The sequence below is a fragment of the Roseibium sp. genome (assembly GCF_965233565.1).
GTDB lineage: Bacteria > Pseudomonadota > Alphaproteobacteria > Rhizobiales > Stappiaceae > Roseibium.
This window is the reverse complement of record NZ_OZ247494.1, coordinates 4799208-4816066: the sequence shown is the minus strand read 5'-3', so window position 1 is coordinate 4816066 and position 16859 is coordinate 4799208. Positions and strand designations below refer to the sequence as shown.

17 protein-coding genes are annotated in these 16859 nt (G+C 60.5%); 7 read left to right on the top strand and 10 right to left on the bottom strand.

What is annotated here, in order from left to right:
- Positions 1–96 precede the first annotated feature (96 nt).
- A complete protein-coding gene (locus tag ACO6TG_RS21990; RefSeq protein ID WP_422375153.1) occupies positions 97–867 on the bottom strand; it encodes a nuclear transport factor 2 family protein in 771 nt (256 codons plus the stop codon).
- A 178-nt stretch (positions 868–1045) separates the two neighbouring features.
- Here ACO6TG_RS21990 and ACO6TG_RS21985 point away from each other — a divergent pair, with 178 nt between their 5' ends.
- Complete coding sequence (locus ACO6TG_RS21985; RefSeq protein ID WP_094074211.1) at positions 1046–1426, top strand: winged helix-turn-helix transcriptional regulator; 381 nt, start codon at positions 1046–1048, stop codon at positions 1424–1426.
- A gap of 51 nt (positions 1427–1477) precedes the next feature.
- Here the strand turns inward: ACO6TG_RS21985 and ACO6TG_RS21980 are convergent, their stop codons facing one another.
- From ACO6TG_RS21980 to ACO6TG_RS21965, 4 genes are all read right to left on the bottom strand, one after another.
- Positions 1478–2131, bottom strand: a complete 654-nt coding sequence (locus tag ACO6TG_RS21980; protein ID WP_422375152.1) for a class I SAM-dependent methyltransferase — start codon at positions 2129–2131, stop codon at positions 1478–1480.
- A gap of 32 nt (positions 2132–2163) precedes the next feature.
- Complete coding sequence (locus ACO6TG_RS21975) at positions 2164–3426, bottom strand: DUF3419 family protein (RefSeq protein WP_422375151.1); 1263 nt, start codon at positions 3424–3426, stop codon at positions 2164–2166.
- Between the two features lie 187 nt (positions 3427–3613).
- Positions 3614–4831, bottom strand: a complete 1218-nt coding sequence (locus ACO6TG_RS21970) for a L,D-transpeptidase (protein ID WP_422375150.1) — start codon at positions 4829–4831, stop codon at positions 3614–3616.
- Positions 4832–5034: 203 nt separating this feature from the next.
- A complete protein-coding gene (locus tag ACO6TG_RS21965) occupies positions 5035–6366 on the bottom strand; it encodes a dihydroorotase (RefSeq protein ID WP_422375149.1) in 1332 nt (443 codons plus the stop codon).
- 179 nt (positions 6367–6545) lie between these two features.
- Here ACO6TG_RS21965 and ACO6TG_RS21960 point away from each other — a divergent pair, with 179 nt between their 5' ends.
- From ACO6TG_RS21960 to ACO6TG_RS21940, 5 genes are all read left to right on the top strand, one after another.
- Complete coding sequence (locus ACO6TG_RS21960; protein WP_422375148.1) at positions 6546–7436, top strand: YgfZ/GcvT domain-containing protein; 891 nt, start codon at positions 6546–6548, stop codon at positions 7434–7436.
- Between the two features lie 24 nt (positions 7437–7460).
- The gene (locus tag ACO6TG_RS21955) at positions 7461–8123 is read left to right on the top strand and encodes a YfbR-like 5'-deoxynucleotidase (protein ID WP_422375147.1); all 663 of its coding nucleotides are present in this window, start codon (positions 7461–7463) and stop codon (positions 8121–8123) included.
- A 54-nt stretch (positions 8124–8177) separates the two neighbouring features.
- On the top strand, positions 8178–8684 hold the full coding sequence (locus ACO6TG_RS21950; protein ID WP_422375146.1) for a tyrosine phosphatase family protein: 507 nt from the start codon (positions 8178–8180) through the stop codon (positions 8682–8684).
- 17 nt (positions 8685–8701) lie between these two features.
- Positions 8702–9685: an NUDIX hydrolase gene (locus ACO6TG_RS21945; RefSeq protein WP_422375145.1), complete on the top strand. Its 984-nt coding sequence runs from the start codon at positions 8702–8704 to the stop codon at positions 9683–9685.
- A 287-nt stretch (positions 9686–9972) separates the two neighbouring features.
- Positions 9973–11142 (top strand): cell wall hydrolase, encoded by a 1170-nt coding sequence (locus ACO6TG_RS21940; protein ID WP_422375144.1) that lies wholly within the window; start codon positions 9973–9975, stop codon positions 11140–11142.
- Positions 11143–11169: 27 nt separating this feature from the next.
- Here ACO6TG_RS21940 and ACO6TG_RS21935 read toward each other — a convergent pair whose 3' ends face one another.
- Both ACO6TG_RS21935 and ACO6TG_RS21930 read right to left on the bottom strand, forming a co-directional pair.
- A complete protein-coding gene (locus ACO6TG_RS21935) occupies positions 11170–11673 on the bottom strand; it encodes a YqhA family protein (protein WP_422375143.1) in 504 nt (167 codons plus the stop codon).
- A gap of 102 nt (positions 11674–11775) precedes the next feature.
- Positions 11776–13293 (bottom strand): malonate--CoA ligase, encoded by a 1518-nt coding sequence (locus ACO6TG_RS21930; protein WP_422375142.1) that lies wholly within the window; start codon positions 13291–13293, stop codon positions 11776–11778.
- Positions 13294–13487: 194 nt separating this feature from the next.
- On the opposite strand from ACO6TG_RS21930, the gene ACO6TG_RS21925 reads away from it, so the two are divergent.
- A complete protein-coding gene (locus tag ACO6TG_RS21925) occupies positions 13488–14144 on the top strand; it encodes a GntR family transcriptional regulator (protein ID WP_422375141.1) in 657 nt (218 codons plus the stop codon).
- A 27-nt stretch (positions 14145–14171) separates the two neighbouring features.
- Here the strand turns inward: ACO6TG_RS21925 and ACO6TG_RS21920 are convergent, their stop codons facing one another.
- The 3 genes from ACO6TG_RS21920 to ACO6TG_RS21910 are packed head-to-tail and all read right to left on the bottom strand — an operon-like array spanning position 14172 to position 16824.
- The gene (locus ACO6TG_RS21920; protein ID WP_422375140.1) at positions 14172–14993 is read right to left on the bottom strand and encodes a class I SAM-dependent methyltransferase; all 822 of its coding nucleotides are present in this window, start codon (positions 14991–14993) and stop codon (positions 14172–14174) included.
- Entirely contained in the window at positions 14990–15769 is a 780-nt protein-coding gene (locus tag ACO6TG_RS21915) for an ABC transporter ATP-binding protein (RefSeq protein WP_422375139.1), read from the bottom strand. The genes ACO6TG_RS21920 and ACO6TG_RS21915 overlap by 4 nt, the downstream gene beginning before the upstream one ends.
- Positions 15766–16824, bottom strand: a complete 1059-nt coding sequence (locus tag ACO6TG_RS21910; protein WP_422375138.1) for a FecCD family ABC transporter permease — start codon at positions 16822–16824, stop codon at positions 15766–15768. Before ACO6TG_RS21910 ends, ACO6TG_RS21915 begins: the two co-directional genes overlap by 4 nt.
- Positions 16825–16859 lie beyond the last annotated feature (35 nt).

Genomic DNA, 16859 nt, shown 5'->3' with positions numbered 1-16859 from the left:
CCATCCGGTTTCGGATGTCGTTTCCTGTAGCCCCTGCCCCGTCGCCAATGGTGCGCGGACCACAATCCGCGCATCCGATGGCGAGCGAACCAGAACTCAGAATTTGCCGTTGTCATGTGCCATTTCGGCCGGGATGGGCGAGACCACATCCCAGTGTTCGACAATCTTGCCGTCGGCCACCCTCCAGAGGTCGAAAAAGGCCCAGGGTTCTCCCCCCATGACGGCATCGGAGGCAACAAAGACAAAATTGCCTTCCGCGACAACTATCTGTGGTTCGAATTTGGTAATCACCATGCCTTGTGACGCATAGGCCTCGATGGCCGCAAGCAGTCCGTTCAAACCATCGGCAATGTTCGGATTGTGCTGCATGTAGACCGCCGGATCCATGTAATCGGCAACCTTTTCCGGCGCCGCCCCGCCAAGCACATCACGCACAAATCCAACCACAAGCTGCTTGTTTGCCTCTGTCTTGTCGAGATCCGAGATTTCAGTCGGACCGTCGGTCATTGACCGGCCGGAGACGGTAGTTTCCGGTCGTGGCTGCAGATTGTCCCAATGCTCGGCGACCACGCCGTCTTCAACGCGGAAGACATCAAAAGCGACCAGTGCCGGCGCGCCGAAGGCGTCGGCGTTTTCGTAAGAGTTGTGCAAAACAACATAATCACCCTCGGTGATCACGCGGTGTGTCGTCATGGACATGCCCGACTGGGCAATGAACGGGATCGCGTTCAACAGGCCCTCTGCACCGGTCTCGATGGCGGGATTGTGCTGGATATAATCCGGCGCCAGATACGGCCGGGCAGCTTCCGGGTCATGATCGACAAAGGCAGCGGTCATCAGGGCAAGAACGAGTTCTTTGGGTGTCATCGTGTTTTCCTTCAAATTTGCTATCGCAGTATCAAGTATCAAATCTGCACCAAGATGCAATTACGCACTGTAAAAACACATGGTATGCTCCGGGATACCTGCCATAATTCCTGCCATTGCGGTTCATGAATTAAGTATGGTAGGAGATGTTGGTATCCATTTTGTACTGAGATTGCCCATGCTCCCGATTGGCGTTGAAAGCAAAGCCGAAGCCTCGACCTGCCCGATCCGCTCGGTGCTGTCGAATGTGACCGGCAAATGGCGGATGATCATTGTGTTGGCGCTGGAAGACGGGCCAATGCGGTTCGGAGCGATCAAGCGCTGTATCGGTGACGTGACACAACGTGTCCTGACGGAAAACCTGCGCGGTCTTCAGCGTGACGGCTATCTGACCCGGAGCGTGGACCCCGGGCCTCCCGTCGCGGTTTCCTATGAACTGACGCCGCTCGGCCGGAGCCTGCTGGAGATGCTGAAGCCGCTCGTGTTCTGGTCACATGAGCAGATGGAACAGGTCAAAACCGCCCGCCTCGCCTACGACAGGGAGCAGGCAAAGGATTAGGTCTGCCCTTGAGCGCGGCCGGAGTTCAGGCCTTGAGCGTCCGGGACGAACTCAGCCTCTGGTCATGACCGCGTAGTCTGCATATCCGCGATAGAGCAGGCGAAAATCCAGACGCGCACCGGTCTTTGCGGCCAGGCCTCGCAATTCTGCTTCCAGGTCGGCGCGCGGCGTCACGTGGAAGGACGTCAGCCACCTGAAGAGCAGTTTTCGGAACCAGCCGGGCAATCGCTCCTGCTGGCCGAAATCGACCACATGAATGCGGCCACCCTCCTTAAGCCGGGCCGTCCCTGCGGCCAGGGCCTCCCGCCAGATCGGGATCATGGACAAGGTGTAGGAATACATCACCCTGTCGAAACCCGGGACATCAAGGCCTTCGGTTGCGGCCGGATTGGCGGCATCCCCCTCGATCAGGGTGATCCGGTCACTCAGGCCTGCCTTGGAGATGTTCTTTTCCGCTGTCTCCAGCATATGCCGGGAAATATCGAGACCATAGAAGCGGGCACCGGGATAACGTCTGGCGGCTGCAATCAGGTTGCGGCCGGTGCCGCAACCGAGTTCCAGCACGTTGCCACCTTGTGGCGGCTTCAACTCGTCGATCAGAAGGTCCCGACCGAGCAGATAGTATTTGCGGGTCAGGTCGTAGAAATGGCGCTGGTGGCGATAGACGGCGTCCATCAGCCGGGCTGTTTCGACAGCTTCGCTCATTGTCTTGTCCGCCCGATGCCGTTGCTGATCCGTCAGCCGTTATAGACGTAGAGGTGGAAGCCACCATAGATCGAGGACCGGTCCTGACGGCCAAGCTCAAGGCTCTCCGCCTCTTCATAAGTCCAGCGGTTCAGGATCTCGTCTGCAACACGGCCGGGCAGCAGGGTCGGCTCGGCTGCTGTGCGGAAGATCACCCGCGCACCGGGGCGCGCCGTTCTTGTGATCTCGCTCCAGAGCGCATTGAGCTGGTGATCGGTCATCCAGTCCTGGGCGTCCAGCAGCACATAGGCGTCGAGCGTATTGTCGGCGACAGACTGCAGGTGCTCGGTAAAGTTCCGGTTGAGCACGCGTACGCGGCCTGCCCGCTGGCGGATTTCCTCGTAATGCGCGCGTTTCAGATAGGGTGGCAACGGGCCGGATTCGCCGGTGGATTCCACTGAGGTCGGCGCATAGCCGCGGCCAAAGGCCTGCCAGGCAAAATAGTTGTCCTGCATGGAGAAGTCGCAAGCCAGCTTTTCAAGGCGGTCCTTGAGCACGGCAGACATGTCCCCCTCCGCATTGGCGGAAACCAGCGCGTCATATTGCGCCGGTGGAATGCCAAGACCGTAGAGCGACATCTTCTTGGACGTCGCCCAGCGCACCAGGCGTTTGTCGAACAGCGGCGCCAGGGACTTGTCGAAAAAGGACCGTTGCTCTTCGAGCGACTTGGTCCGGACCATGTGCTTGGGATCGATGCCGTAGAGCTTTGCCACCAAATGGCCCATACCGATGCAGTAACCCAGGAGCCCATGGTGATAGAGGTCACGCGAGAACAGGGTGATGCGCTTGCGGCCCCAGTTCGCCAGATCGCGGCCTTCCCAGTAGGCGATCGTTTCCGGATCGAGCGTGTCCTTCAAAAACCGCTGATAAGCCGCCACATTCGCCTTTTCGTCCGCTTCGCCGAAGAACCGGTAAAACGTCTCGTAGTTCGGGAAATGTTTGGCTGCCGCCAATTTCAACCGGCCGAGCGCGACATGGGCCCGGTTGAGATCGACCGCGGTGATCTCCGCCGGATTGGCCGTCAGATAGGACATCACGTTGCAGCCGCCAGAGGCGATTGTGATCATCCGGCTGTCCGGTGTCAGTCGCAGGGCTTTCATATCGACATCCGGATCTTCCCAGATCTGCGGATAGACCAGCCCCTTGAAGGCAAAGGTGAACAGGCGCTCCAGGATCCCTTCGCGGGATGAGGCCTCGGAACGGTGTACTGCGTTCTTCAGCCGCTTCTTTGAAGCCGTGAGCGTGCTCTGCGCCATGTCTTTCTCCCGAGTCACCTGCGCGATTGGTGGCCTTCCGATACGTGAGAGAGACGACAGTTTGGTGACGATCTGGCAGAAACGCCCGTTTATCCGGATAATAAACCGGACCTTGAGCCGGAAAACAAAAGCCCCGGATCTCTCCGGGGCTTTTCCAGACCAGCTCGATATCCGGTCCAGCCGACGATCAGCGCGTGATCACCACGAAGTCGGTGCCAAGCCCTGTGTTGCGCTTGAAACTGCGGTCGGTGATCGTCAGCGACGTGCCCGGTGTCAGCATTTTTGAAACTTCAAGAACAACCTTCTCCGGCATGTCGATCCGGTCCAGGATGTCCAAGGAAGAGCCGCCGCGCTCGCCTTCGGCCGAGACGGCAATCCACTCGACGGATTTGTCGCCTTGTTCAAACTCCAGTGCCGTGAAGACATGCGTACCGATCTCACGCTCGATGTTCCTGACCGTGACCGGCGCGGAATAGACATCCCGGAACTTGCGGCGAATGCGCAAGATTGCATTTTGAGGCTTCTCGTAGCCGGCATCGGCATAGATGCGCGCTTCGAGACCCTTGGTGATATTGCCCGTGACCGGCAAGTCGGCGCCTTCCTGATAGAGGCTGATGGCGGCACGCGTCTTGCGGCCGGCAACACCGTCAACCGGACCCGCCTTGTAACCCATCTGGTTCAAAAGGCGCTGCAGCACCATGATCTTGTTCGGCGCTTTCTGCGGTGTGATGATCATGCGCAGCGGACGGTCGAAATGCGGATTGTCCGGTTGAGCAACCGGCAGGCTGGCCTGCAGCGGTGTTTCCTGGATCGCACCCCGCAAGGCCGGATCTGCGGCAATTGTCTCGCTGGAAAGGCTTGCAAGCGTCGTTTCCGGCACAAAGGGTTGCGGCAGGATATCGTGACGGACGGAAACCGGCTGCGCCTGGCCCCTGGTCACCACCACATGCATGCCGCGTTCGGTCATGCTGTAGAGCGACTTGGCGAAGGGGCGCGGCATGCGAATGCAGCCGTGAGACGCCGGGTATCCCGGAAGCTTGCCCACATGCAGCGCAATACCGGACCAGGTCAGGCGCTGCATGAACGGCATTGGTGCATTGTCGTAAAGGTTGGAAAAATGCTTGCGCCGTTTTTCCAGAATGGAGAAGACCCCGGTCGGGGTACTGTGACCGCGTTTACCGGAGGAAATCGGCGAAGTTTCGATCAGATCCGTGCCGCGATAGACCTGGATCTGCTGTTCATCGAGCGACACCAGCATGTGCAGCGGCGCTTCATTTGCCGGATTTTCGGCAGTTTCCGGAGCGGTGTCCCGCGCAGTGGCAACAGAAGCCGCGGCAACCGACAAGATCGCTGCGCCGACCAGTCCGGCCAAAGCGCGCGCAGGTGTGCTCCGGCGCAAATTCATTCCTGACAACATCCCTGAGCTCCCCAACGCAAAACCCATAAAGCTCTACTCAAACTCTAACGAAGACCTGTGTAGATCGGGTTAGGAAACACGGTTACCCATTGGTTTCCTTCACCCTTTCCCCTGCGTCATCGCACACTAGCCAGCTTTTGGCTGTTATTCACATCACAAATTGTACGGTGGGGTTGAGCTCCGTGAAGCCGTCAGCGCTTCATACCGTCCTGAAACAGGACGGCCTCGCCGCGGGAAGGTGTCGTCAGTTCACCGTCCCACATCACCCGCTGGCCACGGACCATGGTGCCGACCGGCCAGCCCGTGACTTCCTTGCCGTCATAGGGCGTCCAGCCACATTTGGAGGCGATCCACTCGTTGCGGATGGTCTCCTTGCGCTTGAGATCCACGATGGTGAAGTCGGCATCATATCCAACGGCAATCCGTCCCTTGCGGGCGGTCCAGAACAGACGGGCCGGACCGGCACTGGTCATGTCCACGAACCGGGCCAGGCTCAGACGGCCTGCGTTGACGTGATCCAGCATGATCGGGACCAGGGTCTGCACGCCGGTCATACCGGAGGGCGAAGCCGGATAGGGTTTCTGCTTCTCTTCCAGAAGATGCGGTGCGTGGTCGGAGCCGAAAATGTCAAGGATGCCCTGGCTCAGGCCCCACCACAGGCGTTCAGAGTGCCGCGGCGCACGCACCGGCGGGTTCATCTGCACGAGCGTGCCAAGCCGCTGATAGGCCTCGTCGGTCAGCGTCAGGTGATGCGGGGTTACCTCGATCGAGGCAACATCCTTGTGATCGATGAGGTAGTCGACTTCCTCGGCGGTGGACAGATGCAGGATATGGATCTTGGCCCCAGTCTCCCGGGCGATGCTGACAAGACGCTGGGTGCATTGAAGCGCTGCGATCTCGTCGCGCCAGATCGGGTGCGAACTCGGATCGCCCTCGACACGCTCGCCCTGCCGATCACGCAGACGGAATTCATCTTCGGAATGAAACGCCGCGCGGCGGCGGGTGGCGGAGAGAATATCCCGGACGCCCTGGTCGTCTTCGACAAGAAGGTCACCGGTGGAGGAGCCCATGAACACCTTGATGCCGGCGGCGGCCGGGAGGCGTTCCAGCTCCGGGATGTCCTTGACGTTCTCGCGCGTGCCACCGACCCAGAAGGCAAAATCGCAATGCATGCGATGATGACCGCGTTTGACCTTGTCGGCCAGGGCCGCTTCCGACGTTGTCAGCGGATTGGTGTTCGGCATTTCGAAAACGGAGGTGACACCGCCCATCACGGCTGCACGCGATCCCGATTCCAGATCTTCCTTGTGCTCAAGACCCGGTTCGCGGAAATGCACCTGCGTATCCATGACCCCCGGCAGAACATGCAGCCCCTTGCAGTCGATCACGTCGCCGGCCTGAGACGCATCAAAGAAGCCAAGCCCTGCAATGCGCCCGTCGCGGATGGCAACGTCGCGCTGCCCCTCCCCGTCCTGATTGACCACCGTTCCGCCTTTCAGGATCAGGTCATAGGTCGCGCTCATGGGGCTCCTCCGCTAAGCTTTGAGATAGGGACTGACGTATTGATCGCGCTTATACGTGGCCCGGCGCCAAAGAGCCAGATGCTCTTCAGCAAATTCCGGTCCTTGCCCGTCTCCGCCAAAGCGCCTATTTGGCAAGGGAGAATTTCTGGCAATTCCCGTCTGCTTTTGAGGAGCCCCCGGTGCCGACACACTTCTTTGCCCATCTCAGCGACCGTGCACTGATCCGCGTTGGTGGCCCCGAGGCACAACATTTTCTGCAGAACCTGGTGACAAGCGACATCGACACGGTCGACAAGACCGGTGCGTCTGCGGGCGCCTTGCTGACCCCACAAGGCAAGATCCTGTTCGATTTCCTCATCTACAAGGCCGAGGACGGCTATCTGCTGGACTCGCCGGCCACAACCGCGCCGGACTTCCTGAAGCGGCTGACCTTTTACAGGCTCCGCGCGAAGGTGGATCTGGAATTGCTGGATGCCGGCACCGGCGTCCTGGCTGTCTGGGGAGAGCCCGTTGAGACAGCCACCGCACAGCTCCGCATAACGGACCCTCGCCTTGAAGCGCTCGGCCAGCGGCTGGTCGGCCCGGTGGCCGAGATGACCAGCGAACTGGGCGACAGCGACGCCGGGCTTGCGGCCTACCACACGCACCGTATCGGGCTGGGTGTGCCGGAGGGCCTGCAGGATTTCGACTATTCCGACATTTTTCCCCACGACGCCGATCTCGACCAGCTCGGCGGTGTTTCGTTCAGCAAGGGCTGTTATGTCGGTCAGGAAGTCGTCTCCCGGGTTCAGCATCGTGGAACCGCGCGCAAGCGGTTCGTCCAGATCGAGAGCTCCGGACCGCTTCCCGGCAAGGGCAGCGACGTCAAGGCCGGGGGCAAAACCATCGGAACGCTTGGGTCGTCGACGACCTCCGAGGCAGGCTCAACAGGTCTTGCCCTGATGCGTCTTGACAAGGTTGTCCAAGCCAAGGACAACGGCAGCCTTCTTGAATGCGGCGACGCGGAGATTCTGGTCAAGTTGCCCGAATGGGCGGGATTTTCTTTGCCGGAACCGGGTGCCGCGGACTGAAACCGCTAAACGTTTTGGGGACCGATGCCCGCCGCCCGTTCCGACCAGCCGCCCCGCGCCTGGCAGCGCATGTTGTCCGGAAGACGTCTCAATCTGCTGGACCCGTCGCCGCTCGATGTCGAGATTTCCGACATTGCCCATGGCCTTGCCCGTGTTGCGCGCTGGAACGGCCAGACCTTCGGCAATCATGCCTTTTCCGTTGCCGAGCATTCGCTGGTGGTGGAGGACATTGCCCTGATGCTGAAACCGGACCTGCCTCCCCATTGGCGCCTGGCGGTGCTGCTGCATGATGCGCCGGAATACGTCATCGGCGACATGATCTCACCGTTCAAGGCGGTGATCGGCGAAGCCTACAAGGCCGTCGAAGCGCGCTTGCAGGGGGCAATCCATCTCAGGTTTGGCCTGCCGGCGGAAATTCCCCAGACCGTCAAGAAACTCGCCAAACGGGCCGACATCATCTGCGCCTATTTCGAGGCTGTGGAACTGGCCGGTTTCGACGATGCGGAAGCCGGCAAGATCTTCGGCCGCCCGCGCGGATTTCCGCTGAACGAAGAAGGCAAGCTGCGCTACGGGCTGGAACCTCTGCCGGTGAAGATCGCTCAGGAAAAGTTCATGGAACGCTTTGAGGCCATAGAAGCCCTGCGTGAAGCTGGGAACAAACAAAAAAGGCATCAAGCTAACGGGTGATTTTGCGACCGGTTGGCCCTAGTTTACTGGCAGATAACATCAACCGGTCCCATCATGCTGCACGTCTGCTCCCTGTCCAAACTTCCTGAAACTGTTGCCGCCACCGGTGCAAAATCGGTCGTGACGCTAATCAATGCGGAAATGCATGTTCCGACGCCGGAAGGCATTGTGCCGGAGCAGCATCTCAACCTGTCTTTCAACGACATCGTTGACCCGGTGGACGGCCTCGTACCGGCCAGCGAACAGCATATCGAGCAGTTCCTTACCTTCATTCAGGGCTGGGACAGGCAGGCACCGCTCGTCATTCATTGCTGGGCGGGGATCAGCCGGTCAACTGCGGGCGCCTATGTCGCAGCCTGCGCGCTCAACCCGGAGGCCGATGAGTACCAGCTGGCAGAACTGTTGCGGACCCGATCACCGTCAGCAACTCCGAATGCCCGTATTGTTGCCATGGGCGACAGGTTGCTTGGCCGGGAGGGCCGCATGATCGACGCCATCCGCGGCATCGGCCGCGGTGCCAACGCCTTTGAAGGCACGCCCTTCGTCATGCCCATCGACTGACCAGCAGCGGAGCCGCAATGCCCCATCGGCAAGCCAGCATTGAAATCGGATTGAACGCGGTCATCGTTTCGGTCGCGGGAAGCCTGCCGCAGATCGTGCACGTGAACGAGCCCGGCGGCGATGCACTGGACAGCCTGCCCTTCGGCCCGTTTGATCCGATCCGGCACCGCACCTTCGAAATCGGCCTCAGAAGCTGGGTGGAAGACCAGACCGCGCTCCGGCTCGGCTATGTAGAACAGCTTTACACGTTCGGCGACCGCGGCCGTCACCGGGAAACCGGCGACGAAGGCCCGCATGTGGTTTCCGTCGGCTATCTCGCCCTCACCCGGCAGACGGCGGATTCTGAGGACATGCTGGCCCGGCACAAATCCGCCTGGCGGTCCTGGTACGACTATTTCCCCTGGGAGGACTGGCGGACCGGACGGCCGGACCTTCTCGACCGGGACATCGTGCCTCTGCTTGAACACTGGGCCAAGGAGCCGCCTGCTGCCGGTGAGCCTCCGCGTGCCCTCGGGCGCCAGGAACGTATCCGGCTCGCTTTCGGCTCCGACACGACAAGCTGGGACGAAGAGCGGGCGCTCGAGCGGTATGAGCTGCTCTACGAGGCAGGGCTTGTGGAGGAAGCACGAACCGACGGACGACCGGCGGCGCTCGACCGGACGAGCCGGCCCTCGCTCGGCATCCCGATGCGCTTCGACCACCGGCGTGTGCTCGCAACCGCGATTTCGCGACTGCGCGGCAAACTGAAATACCGTCCTGTGATTTTCGAGCTGATGCCGGAGACGTTCACTCTGACCGAGCTGCAGACTTCTGTCGAAGCGATCTCCGGCCGTCATCTGCACAAGCAGAATTTCCGCCGTCTGGTGGAAAATGCCGATCTTGTCGAACCGACCGGCGCTACGTCCACGGCCACCGGCGGACGCCCGGCAGCCCTCTTCCGATTTCGTCATCAGCTGATGAGCGAGCGCCCAGCTCCCGGCCTGCGTGTTGGCGGACGCTGACAGATCTCTTCGTCAGTTCCTTCGTATTATTAACCATAAATAGAAGTTTGATGGTGTTTTGCTGTCCGAAATTCCTCGAATCCTGTCCGCATTAACGGTCTCTCAAGGTTAAGCAGACATCTTCAATTTCGGTGTTGCCGTTTACCCGGCGTTCACGCTGATCGTCCGGCGTATTGGGACGATGTGTACCGAGTTGGAGTTGGCTGCGTATGTCTGGCCCTAAGTCCCGCAACAGGAAGCGGTTTTCTTCTAAAGTGACTCAGGAATACGGTCCGGTCCGTGCGCGTATGCGCCGGCTCAAATACATTCTTGTCGCCTCACCACTGGTGTGGCTCGGATTCGGCGGTGCGATCGGCGATCAGGATGTCGTTGCGCTGATCAACGCGCGCTCGCAGGAGACGCCGCGCTGGATGATGGCGCTCGAACCCGCCACCTATACCACCTCGCTGACCCCGAAGCTGTCGCTTGGAACGAGGCCCGTTCCCGATCACACCGTTGCGCCGGTGCTGACCCTGACCTCCGCTGCCAAGGATTTTGAGGCGCGCCCCATTGTCGGTCTTGGCGATGTCGCCAGAAGCGCTGCGCCCACCGAAGTGCCCGAGACGATCCTCACCAACACCTCCTCAAAGGGTGACCGTCTGATCACGATGGCGCCGGACCGGCAGATGGTCGACCAGGCCGCCGGCAACCTCTATGCCATGTCGAGCCTGATCTCGACGGAAAAGAAACACGAAGACCTGCCGCGCGTTGCCTTCGTCAAGCCGGAACCGCTCGATGCCAAGGAAACCAGCCGGCTGTCGAAAGCCGGCAAGGACGGGCTTCTGGAAGAAGGCCCGCTTGACCTGCAAAAGGTGATGATGGCCCGAAACGCCGCCGCCGCCAGTTTCTCGCTGGTGTCCGCCTATGCGCCTGACAGCGTGAAGGAAACCAAAGACCCGTTCGATGCGCTGTTCGGAGCCGCCAAATACGAACAGGACATGCCGCCGGCGGAAGACCCTGACAACCCGCACTGGTGGGCCCAGGTGCCGCTGCCGCTGTCCGTCGGCTCCAAGAGGGAGCAGCAGTGTCTGGCGGAAGCCATCTATTTCGAAGCGCGCGGTGAAAGCGAAGACGGCCAGGTGGCCGTCGCCCAGGTTGTCCTGAACCGGGTCAAGAACCCGGCCTATCCGGACTCCATCTGCGGCGTTGTTTACCAGAACAAGCACAAGCGCAACCGCTGCCAGTTCTCCTTTGCCTGTGATGGGATCAAAGACCGGATTGCAAGCCCGGGTGCCTGGAAAACCGCGCAGCGTCTGGCCAAGGACGTCAGCGACGGCAAGCGTTTTTCAAAAATGGTCGACGCCTCGACCCACTACCACGCGACCTATGTCAATCCGCGGTGGGCAAAGGCCATGGCCAAGCGCGGTCAGGTCGGGCTGCACATCTTCTACAAGACCTATGCGGGCGGCTGGAACTGATCCGGCCGCTGCCGTCAGGCAACAAGATCAATCATTTGCGCGAAAGACGTTGGTGACCACATAGGTCGCCAGCAGGATCAGGTGAAAGCCGAACAGGGCCGCCACCTGAAGCGGCGACGTCTGCGAGAATTCCAGCAGTTCACTCAGGACATGGATGGAGGAGATGATGATGATCGTCGACACGATCCGGTGTTTCATCCGCCGGTAGGCTTTCTCGCCCTGCTGGATGTAATCGTCGCCATGCACCGATCTCTTCAGCCGGAAGGTGTTGTAGGTGTTGGTCGCCACCATGATCAGAAGGTTGGCGATGAAGACCATGTCGAGCAGGTTGAGGATCAGCAGGATCGTCTTCTTGCGGTCCAGAAATTCAAAGGTCTGGACCGCATCATAAATGTCGACAAAGAACGTGATGAGAAACAGCACCATCGCGCCAGCCAGACCGATCAGCATCGGTATCTGCGCATAGCGGGTCAGTCTGATGACGATGTCGGACCCGTGTCCCTTGCCTGTCTCTGATTGCTGCTCGCTCATGACGCTGCCCTGAACCTCTTTCTGTCAGAGCTAACATGCTGGCGGAATTGAGGCCAACGGAAACCGCTCGCGCCATCTTGTCACGGCAACCGGCTCTAAAGGTCAGGCCGGCGCAAAGACATCCTTGAACCGCTCCCGCAGCACGTTCTTCTGAACCTTGCCCATCGTGTTGCGTGGCAGTTCGTCCACCAGAAGCAGTTTTCGGGGATGCTTGAACCGGGCAAGCGACGCCCCCGTGGCCTGCATGATCGCGTCGAGATCAGGCTGTTCCCGGCCGTCCGGCACGACAAGTCCCAGCACTGTTTCTCCGAAATCGGCATGGGGCACCCCGATGACGGCACTTTCCAGAACGCCCGGCTGAGCATCGAGAACCAGTTCGATCTCTTTCGGATAGATGTTGTAGCCGCCGGAGATGATCAGGTCCTTGTTGCGGCCGACAATATGCACATAGCCGTCCGGATCGATCTTGCCGAGATCGCCTGTGATGAAAAAGCCGTCCGCCCGCAGTTCGGCGGCCGTTTTTTCCGGCATCTGCCAGTATCCCTTGAAGACATTCGGGCCCCTTACCTCGATCTGCCCGACTGTTTCGGATGGCAGCGTTGCGCCTGTTTCGGGATCGGTGATTTTCAGCTCGACCCCGGGCAGCGGAAAGCCGACGGTGCCTGCACGGCGCTCGCCGTCATAGGGGTTCGAGGTGTTCATGTTGGTTTCCGTCATGCCGTAGCGTTCGAGAATCCGGTGCCCTGTCCGCGCCTCGAAGTCGCGATGGGTCTCGGCCAGAAGCGGCGCGCTGCCGGAGATGAAAAGCCGCATGCCCCGTGTCAGCTCTTGGGTGAACCGGCCGTCGGCAAGAAGCCGCGTATAGAAGGTTGGCACACCCATCATTGTGGTCGCCCTCGGCATCAGATCGATCATCGCGTCCTGATCGAATTTCGGCAGAAACAGCATCGCGCCGCCTGCAACCAGCGACACATTGGTGGCAACAAACAGGCCGTGTGTGTGGAAAATCGGCAGGGCGTGGAGCAGAACATCGGCGTCGGTAAACCGCCATTCGTCCGCCAGCACCGCCGCATTCGACAGAAGATTTTTCTGGGTGAGCATGGCGCCCTTGGATCGGCCCGTTGTCCCGGACGTGTACAAAAACGCGGCGAGATCGTCTTCCGACCGGTCCACAGTCGCAAACTGCGCCGGCATGGTGGTCGCCTGATCCGTCAATGATCCCGTTTCATCGCCGCTCAGGGTCTCGATACGCACGCCCAGACCTTCAACCACCGGCAACAGGGCCGCCTCACTCGCAGCATCACAGACAACAAGCCTGGCGCCGCTGTTTTCAATGAAGTAGCTCAGCTCTTCCACCGTATAGGCCGTGTTCAAAGGCAGGAAGACGATGCCGGCCTGGGCACAGGCCGCATAAAGCGCCAGGGCGCCCGGCGATTTGTGGACCTGCGCAGCGAGGCGGTCTCCGGGGCGCAGGCCGTTCCGGGTCAGGACATGGGCAATCCGGGCTGCTTTTTCCAGAAACGCCGCGTGGCTGAGCTGCCCTCCGTCCTGAAAAATCAGGAACGGCGTATCCTTGCCCGCGTGTTTTCCAAAGAGTTGATCATAAAGCGGATTGCTCATCGGTCAGGTCCCTTTTGAAAAGGTGTTCGTGGCTTTGATGACCGCAGGCTCGGCACACATGATTTTCTCCCCAGGTCACTCGAATTGAGATCGGCACCCGGTCTTTCTCTCAGCTAATGTTTTTTTGTCAAGCATTTTTGTATACAAGATTGCTCTCATTGCACGCATTCGTTTGCTGTGCTATGTGGCCACGGATGGACAGAAAACGTTCCGATCACATCGCTGACGCGCTTGAAGGCCTGATCTTCGACGGCACTTTTGCTGATGGAGACAGGCTGGACGAAGTGCAGCTGGCGGCCCGGTTTTCGGTATCGAGAACACCGGTTCGCGAAGCCCTGCATCGGCTGGCCCAATCCGGTCTGGTTGAACAGATCCCCCGGCGTGGTGTCTTCGTGCGCCAGCCGGGCCCGGTGGAACTGATCGAGATGTTCGAGGTAATGGCCGAGCTGGAGGCCGTCTGCGCCAGACTGGCTGCGTCGCGCATTTCCGACCAGGCGCTCCAGGACCTTCACTCCGCCAATGAACGCTGCAGACACACGATCGAAGCGCAGGACACCGACGGCTATTATCGCGAAAACCAGGAGTTCCACGCGATCCTCTATCGCCAGTCGGGCAACAGTTTTCTGGAACAGGAATGCCTCAAACTGCAGCGCCGCCTGCAGCCCTTCCGGCGGGTACAATTGCGTGTCCGAGGGCGCATGGGCCAGTCCATGGCGGAACACGAGGCGATCGTCAAGGCGATCGAGGATGGTGACGGCGATAAGGCGGCCGAAGCGATCCGTCAGCATGTCTCCATCCAGGGCGAAAAGTTCCACCACCTGATGGCGAGCCTCAAACCGGCGGCGCGGTAGGACTTTTCCGGACGGAGACCCGGGTCTTCAGACGCCCTGGCCGGCGGGACGCACCGCCACCAGGGCAAAGCGATTGGCTGCACTCTGCCGAAGCCGCTCGGCAAGACCGTAACCCCGCATGCCCCGGCCATAGAGCCGGCGCACCGGCAACAAACCGGCAACTTCGAACCCCGCGCCCTCAAGATCGATTGCGAGACGTTCCGCATTCAATCCGTCACGATAGGGAAGCCGGTCCAGAATTGCTTCGTGGCGGTCTCTGTCTCCCTGAGAGGGCTGACGCCCCGACAACCAATTGGCCAGAAGGTTCCGCAGCCGCTGATAAGACGACTTCGGCGCCCGAAAATTACCATCGACAACAAGCAGCCTTCCGCCGGGTTTCAGCACCCTCAGCCACTCGGCATAGGCGTTTTGCGGATGGGCGAGTGTCCAGGCGAGATGACGCGTTACGGCAAGGTCAAAACTGGCATCCTCCAGCTGGATCATGGCCTCCGCATCACTCAGGACAGGCCGCCAGTCCGCGCCCGCCAGTTTTTGCCGGGCAAGGCCGAGCATGGTTTCGGAAAAGTCGAGACCCGTCACGCTGGCGCCAAGGCTGGTCAAGACCCGGCTGATCTCCCCCGTTCCGCAGGCAAATTCCAGGACCTGCCACCCAACCAGGTCCTCGGTCGGCGGAAGCGTGCAGGCATCCTGAATCAGACGCTGCCACTCGGGTAGGCCATGACGGTCTTCGATCCTGTGCGAAACAGACAGGTCAAAGGTGGCGGCTCGGTCCGACCAGTAGTCGCAGATCTCGTCTTTCAGCGAGAAGTTCGAGACTGATTGCACAGTCCCGGAAGGCTCGAGGGTCACAGCTGGTGTTCCAACGAGGCGTCAACATAGAGCGCCCCGGCCAGCGTTGTCTCCAGCGAGGTTCTGACCCGATAGGTTTCGCCAATCACCGGCAGGGCAAGGACGTCCTGCGGGGACCCGTCGGCCAGGATCCGGCCCTGGTTGATCAGGATCAGCCGGTCACAGAACTTGGCCGCCAGATTGAGGTCATGCAGCGCTGCCATGACGATGGTACCGCGTGCCTGCATCTGCGCGCGGACCGAGCCGAGGATCGACAATTGATGGTGCAGGTCGAGGGCGCTGGTCGGTTCGTCGAGCAACACCATGCGCGGCGCACGCACCAGTGTTTGTGCAACGGCGACCATCTGCGCCTGGCCGCCGGAGAGATCCGAAATGCCGCGGTCGGCCAGGTGGGCCAGGCGCAGCGCGCCAAGCGTCGCGGAAACCTGCGCGAGATTATCCGCCCTCACCCGCCAGCCCGATGTCTGCTTGAGCGCCAGCAACACGCTTTCAAACACGGTCAGAAGTGCATTGCAGCCATAGGCCTGGGGCATGTAGGCAATGGCGCGTGCCCGGTCACGGCGCGACAGATTGGTCAGCGAATTTCCGTCGAGAACGACCTCCCCGGCGAGCGGTTTGATCAGTCCCGCGATTGTCTTGAACAGCGTGGACTTGCCCGCCGCGTTCGGCCCGATCACCCCGACAAATGAGCCCGGCGCAACGGCAGGAATGGAGATGTTCTGCAAGATGGCCTTGCGGCCGTAACCAGCCGTCAGGTCTTGGATGTCCAGCGTCATGACAGTTTCTCCCGCCGTGTGGTCAGGATGATCGAGATGAACACCGGCACACCGATCAGCGCGGTGATGATCCCGATGGGATAGATGACGCCCGGCGTGATCGATTTGGACAGAATCGAGGTCAGCGACAGAACCAGGGCACCAATAAGCGCCGACAGGGGCAGGAAGAAGCGCTGGTCCTCCCCCACCAGGAGCCGTGCGATATGCGGCCCGACCAGCCCGACAAAGCCGACCGCGCCAACGAAGGAGACAGCGGTCGCTGCCAGCAACGAAATGGAAATCAGCATCTCAATGCGCAACCGGGCGACATCGACCCCCATGCTTTCAGCGGTGGCTTCGCCCATGCGCAAGGCCGTCATGGACCAGGTGCGCATCAGGCCAAAGGGAATGGCCAGTCCCAGCAGGACGGCCCCGAGACCGATCTTTTCCCAGCTGGCGCGGCTGAGCGACCCCATCATCCAGAAGACGATGCGGGCAAGTTGATCCTCACTCGCCATGTACTGCATCAGCGACAGCAAGGCGGAGAATGTGAAGAAGATCGCGATCCCGAACAGGATCATCGTTTCGGAGCCAACGCCCTTGAGCCGCGTTGCCAGAAGGATGATCGCGCAGGTGCCGAGTGCAAACAGGAAGGAATTCAGCGTCACCAGCAGCCCGCCAACAGCCGGGAGCACGGAAATGCCAAGCACGATCGCAAGAGCAGCCCCGAAGCTGGCTGCGGCCGACACACCGAGGGTGAAGGGTTCGGCAAGCGGGTTGTTGAGAATGGTCTGCATCTGCGCACCGGCCGTTGCCAGCATGGCACCGACCAGCACGGCCGTGAGGGCGACCGGAATGCGGTAGTCCCAGACGATCACTTTCAGACGGGCTCCATGGGCAAACGGGTCGGCAAGCACTTCCGCAACGGTCTGAAGCGAGTAGCCCCCTGGTCCGGTGGCGCAATCAACAACAAAACTCAACAGCAACAGCGCGCAAGCCCCGGAGAGCATGGCAGTGCGGCGCATGGTTCGGCTGGCATAGCCCGCCTGAAGCGTCTCCGCAGTCAGTTCACTCATCTCAAATGCCAATCTGGTGATAAAAAAAACGGCCC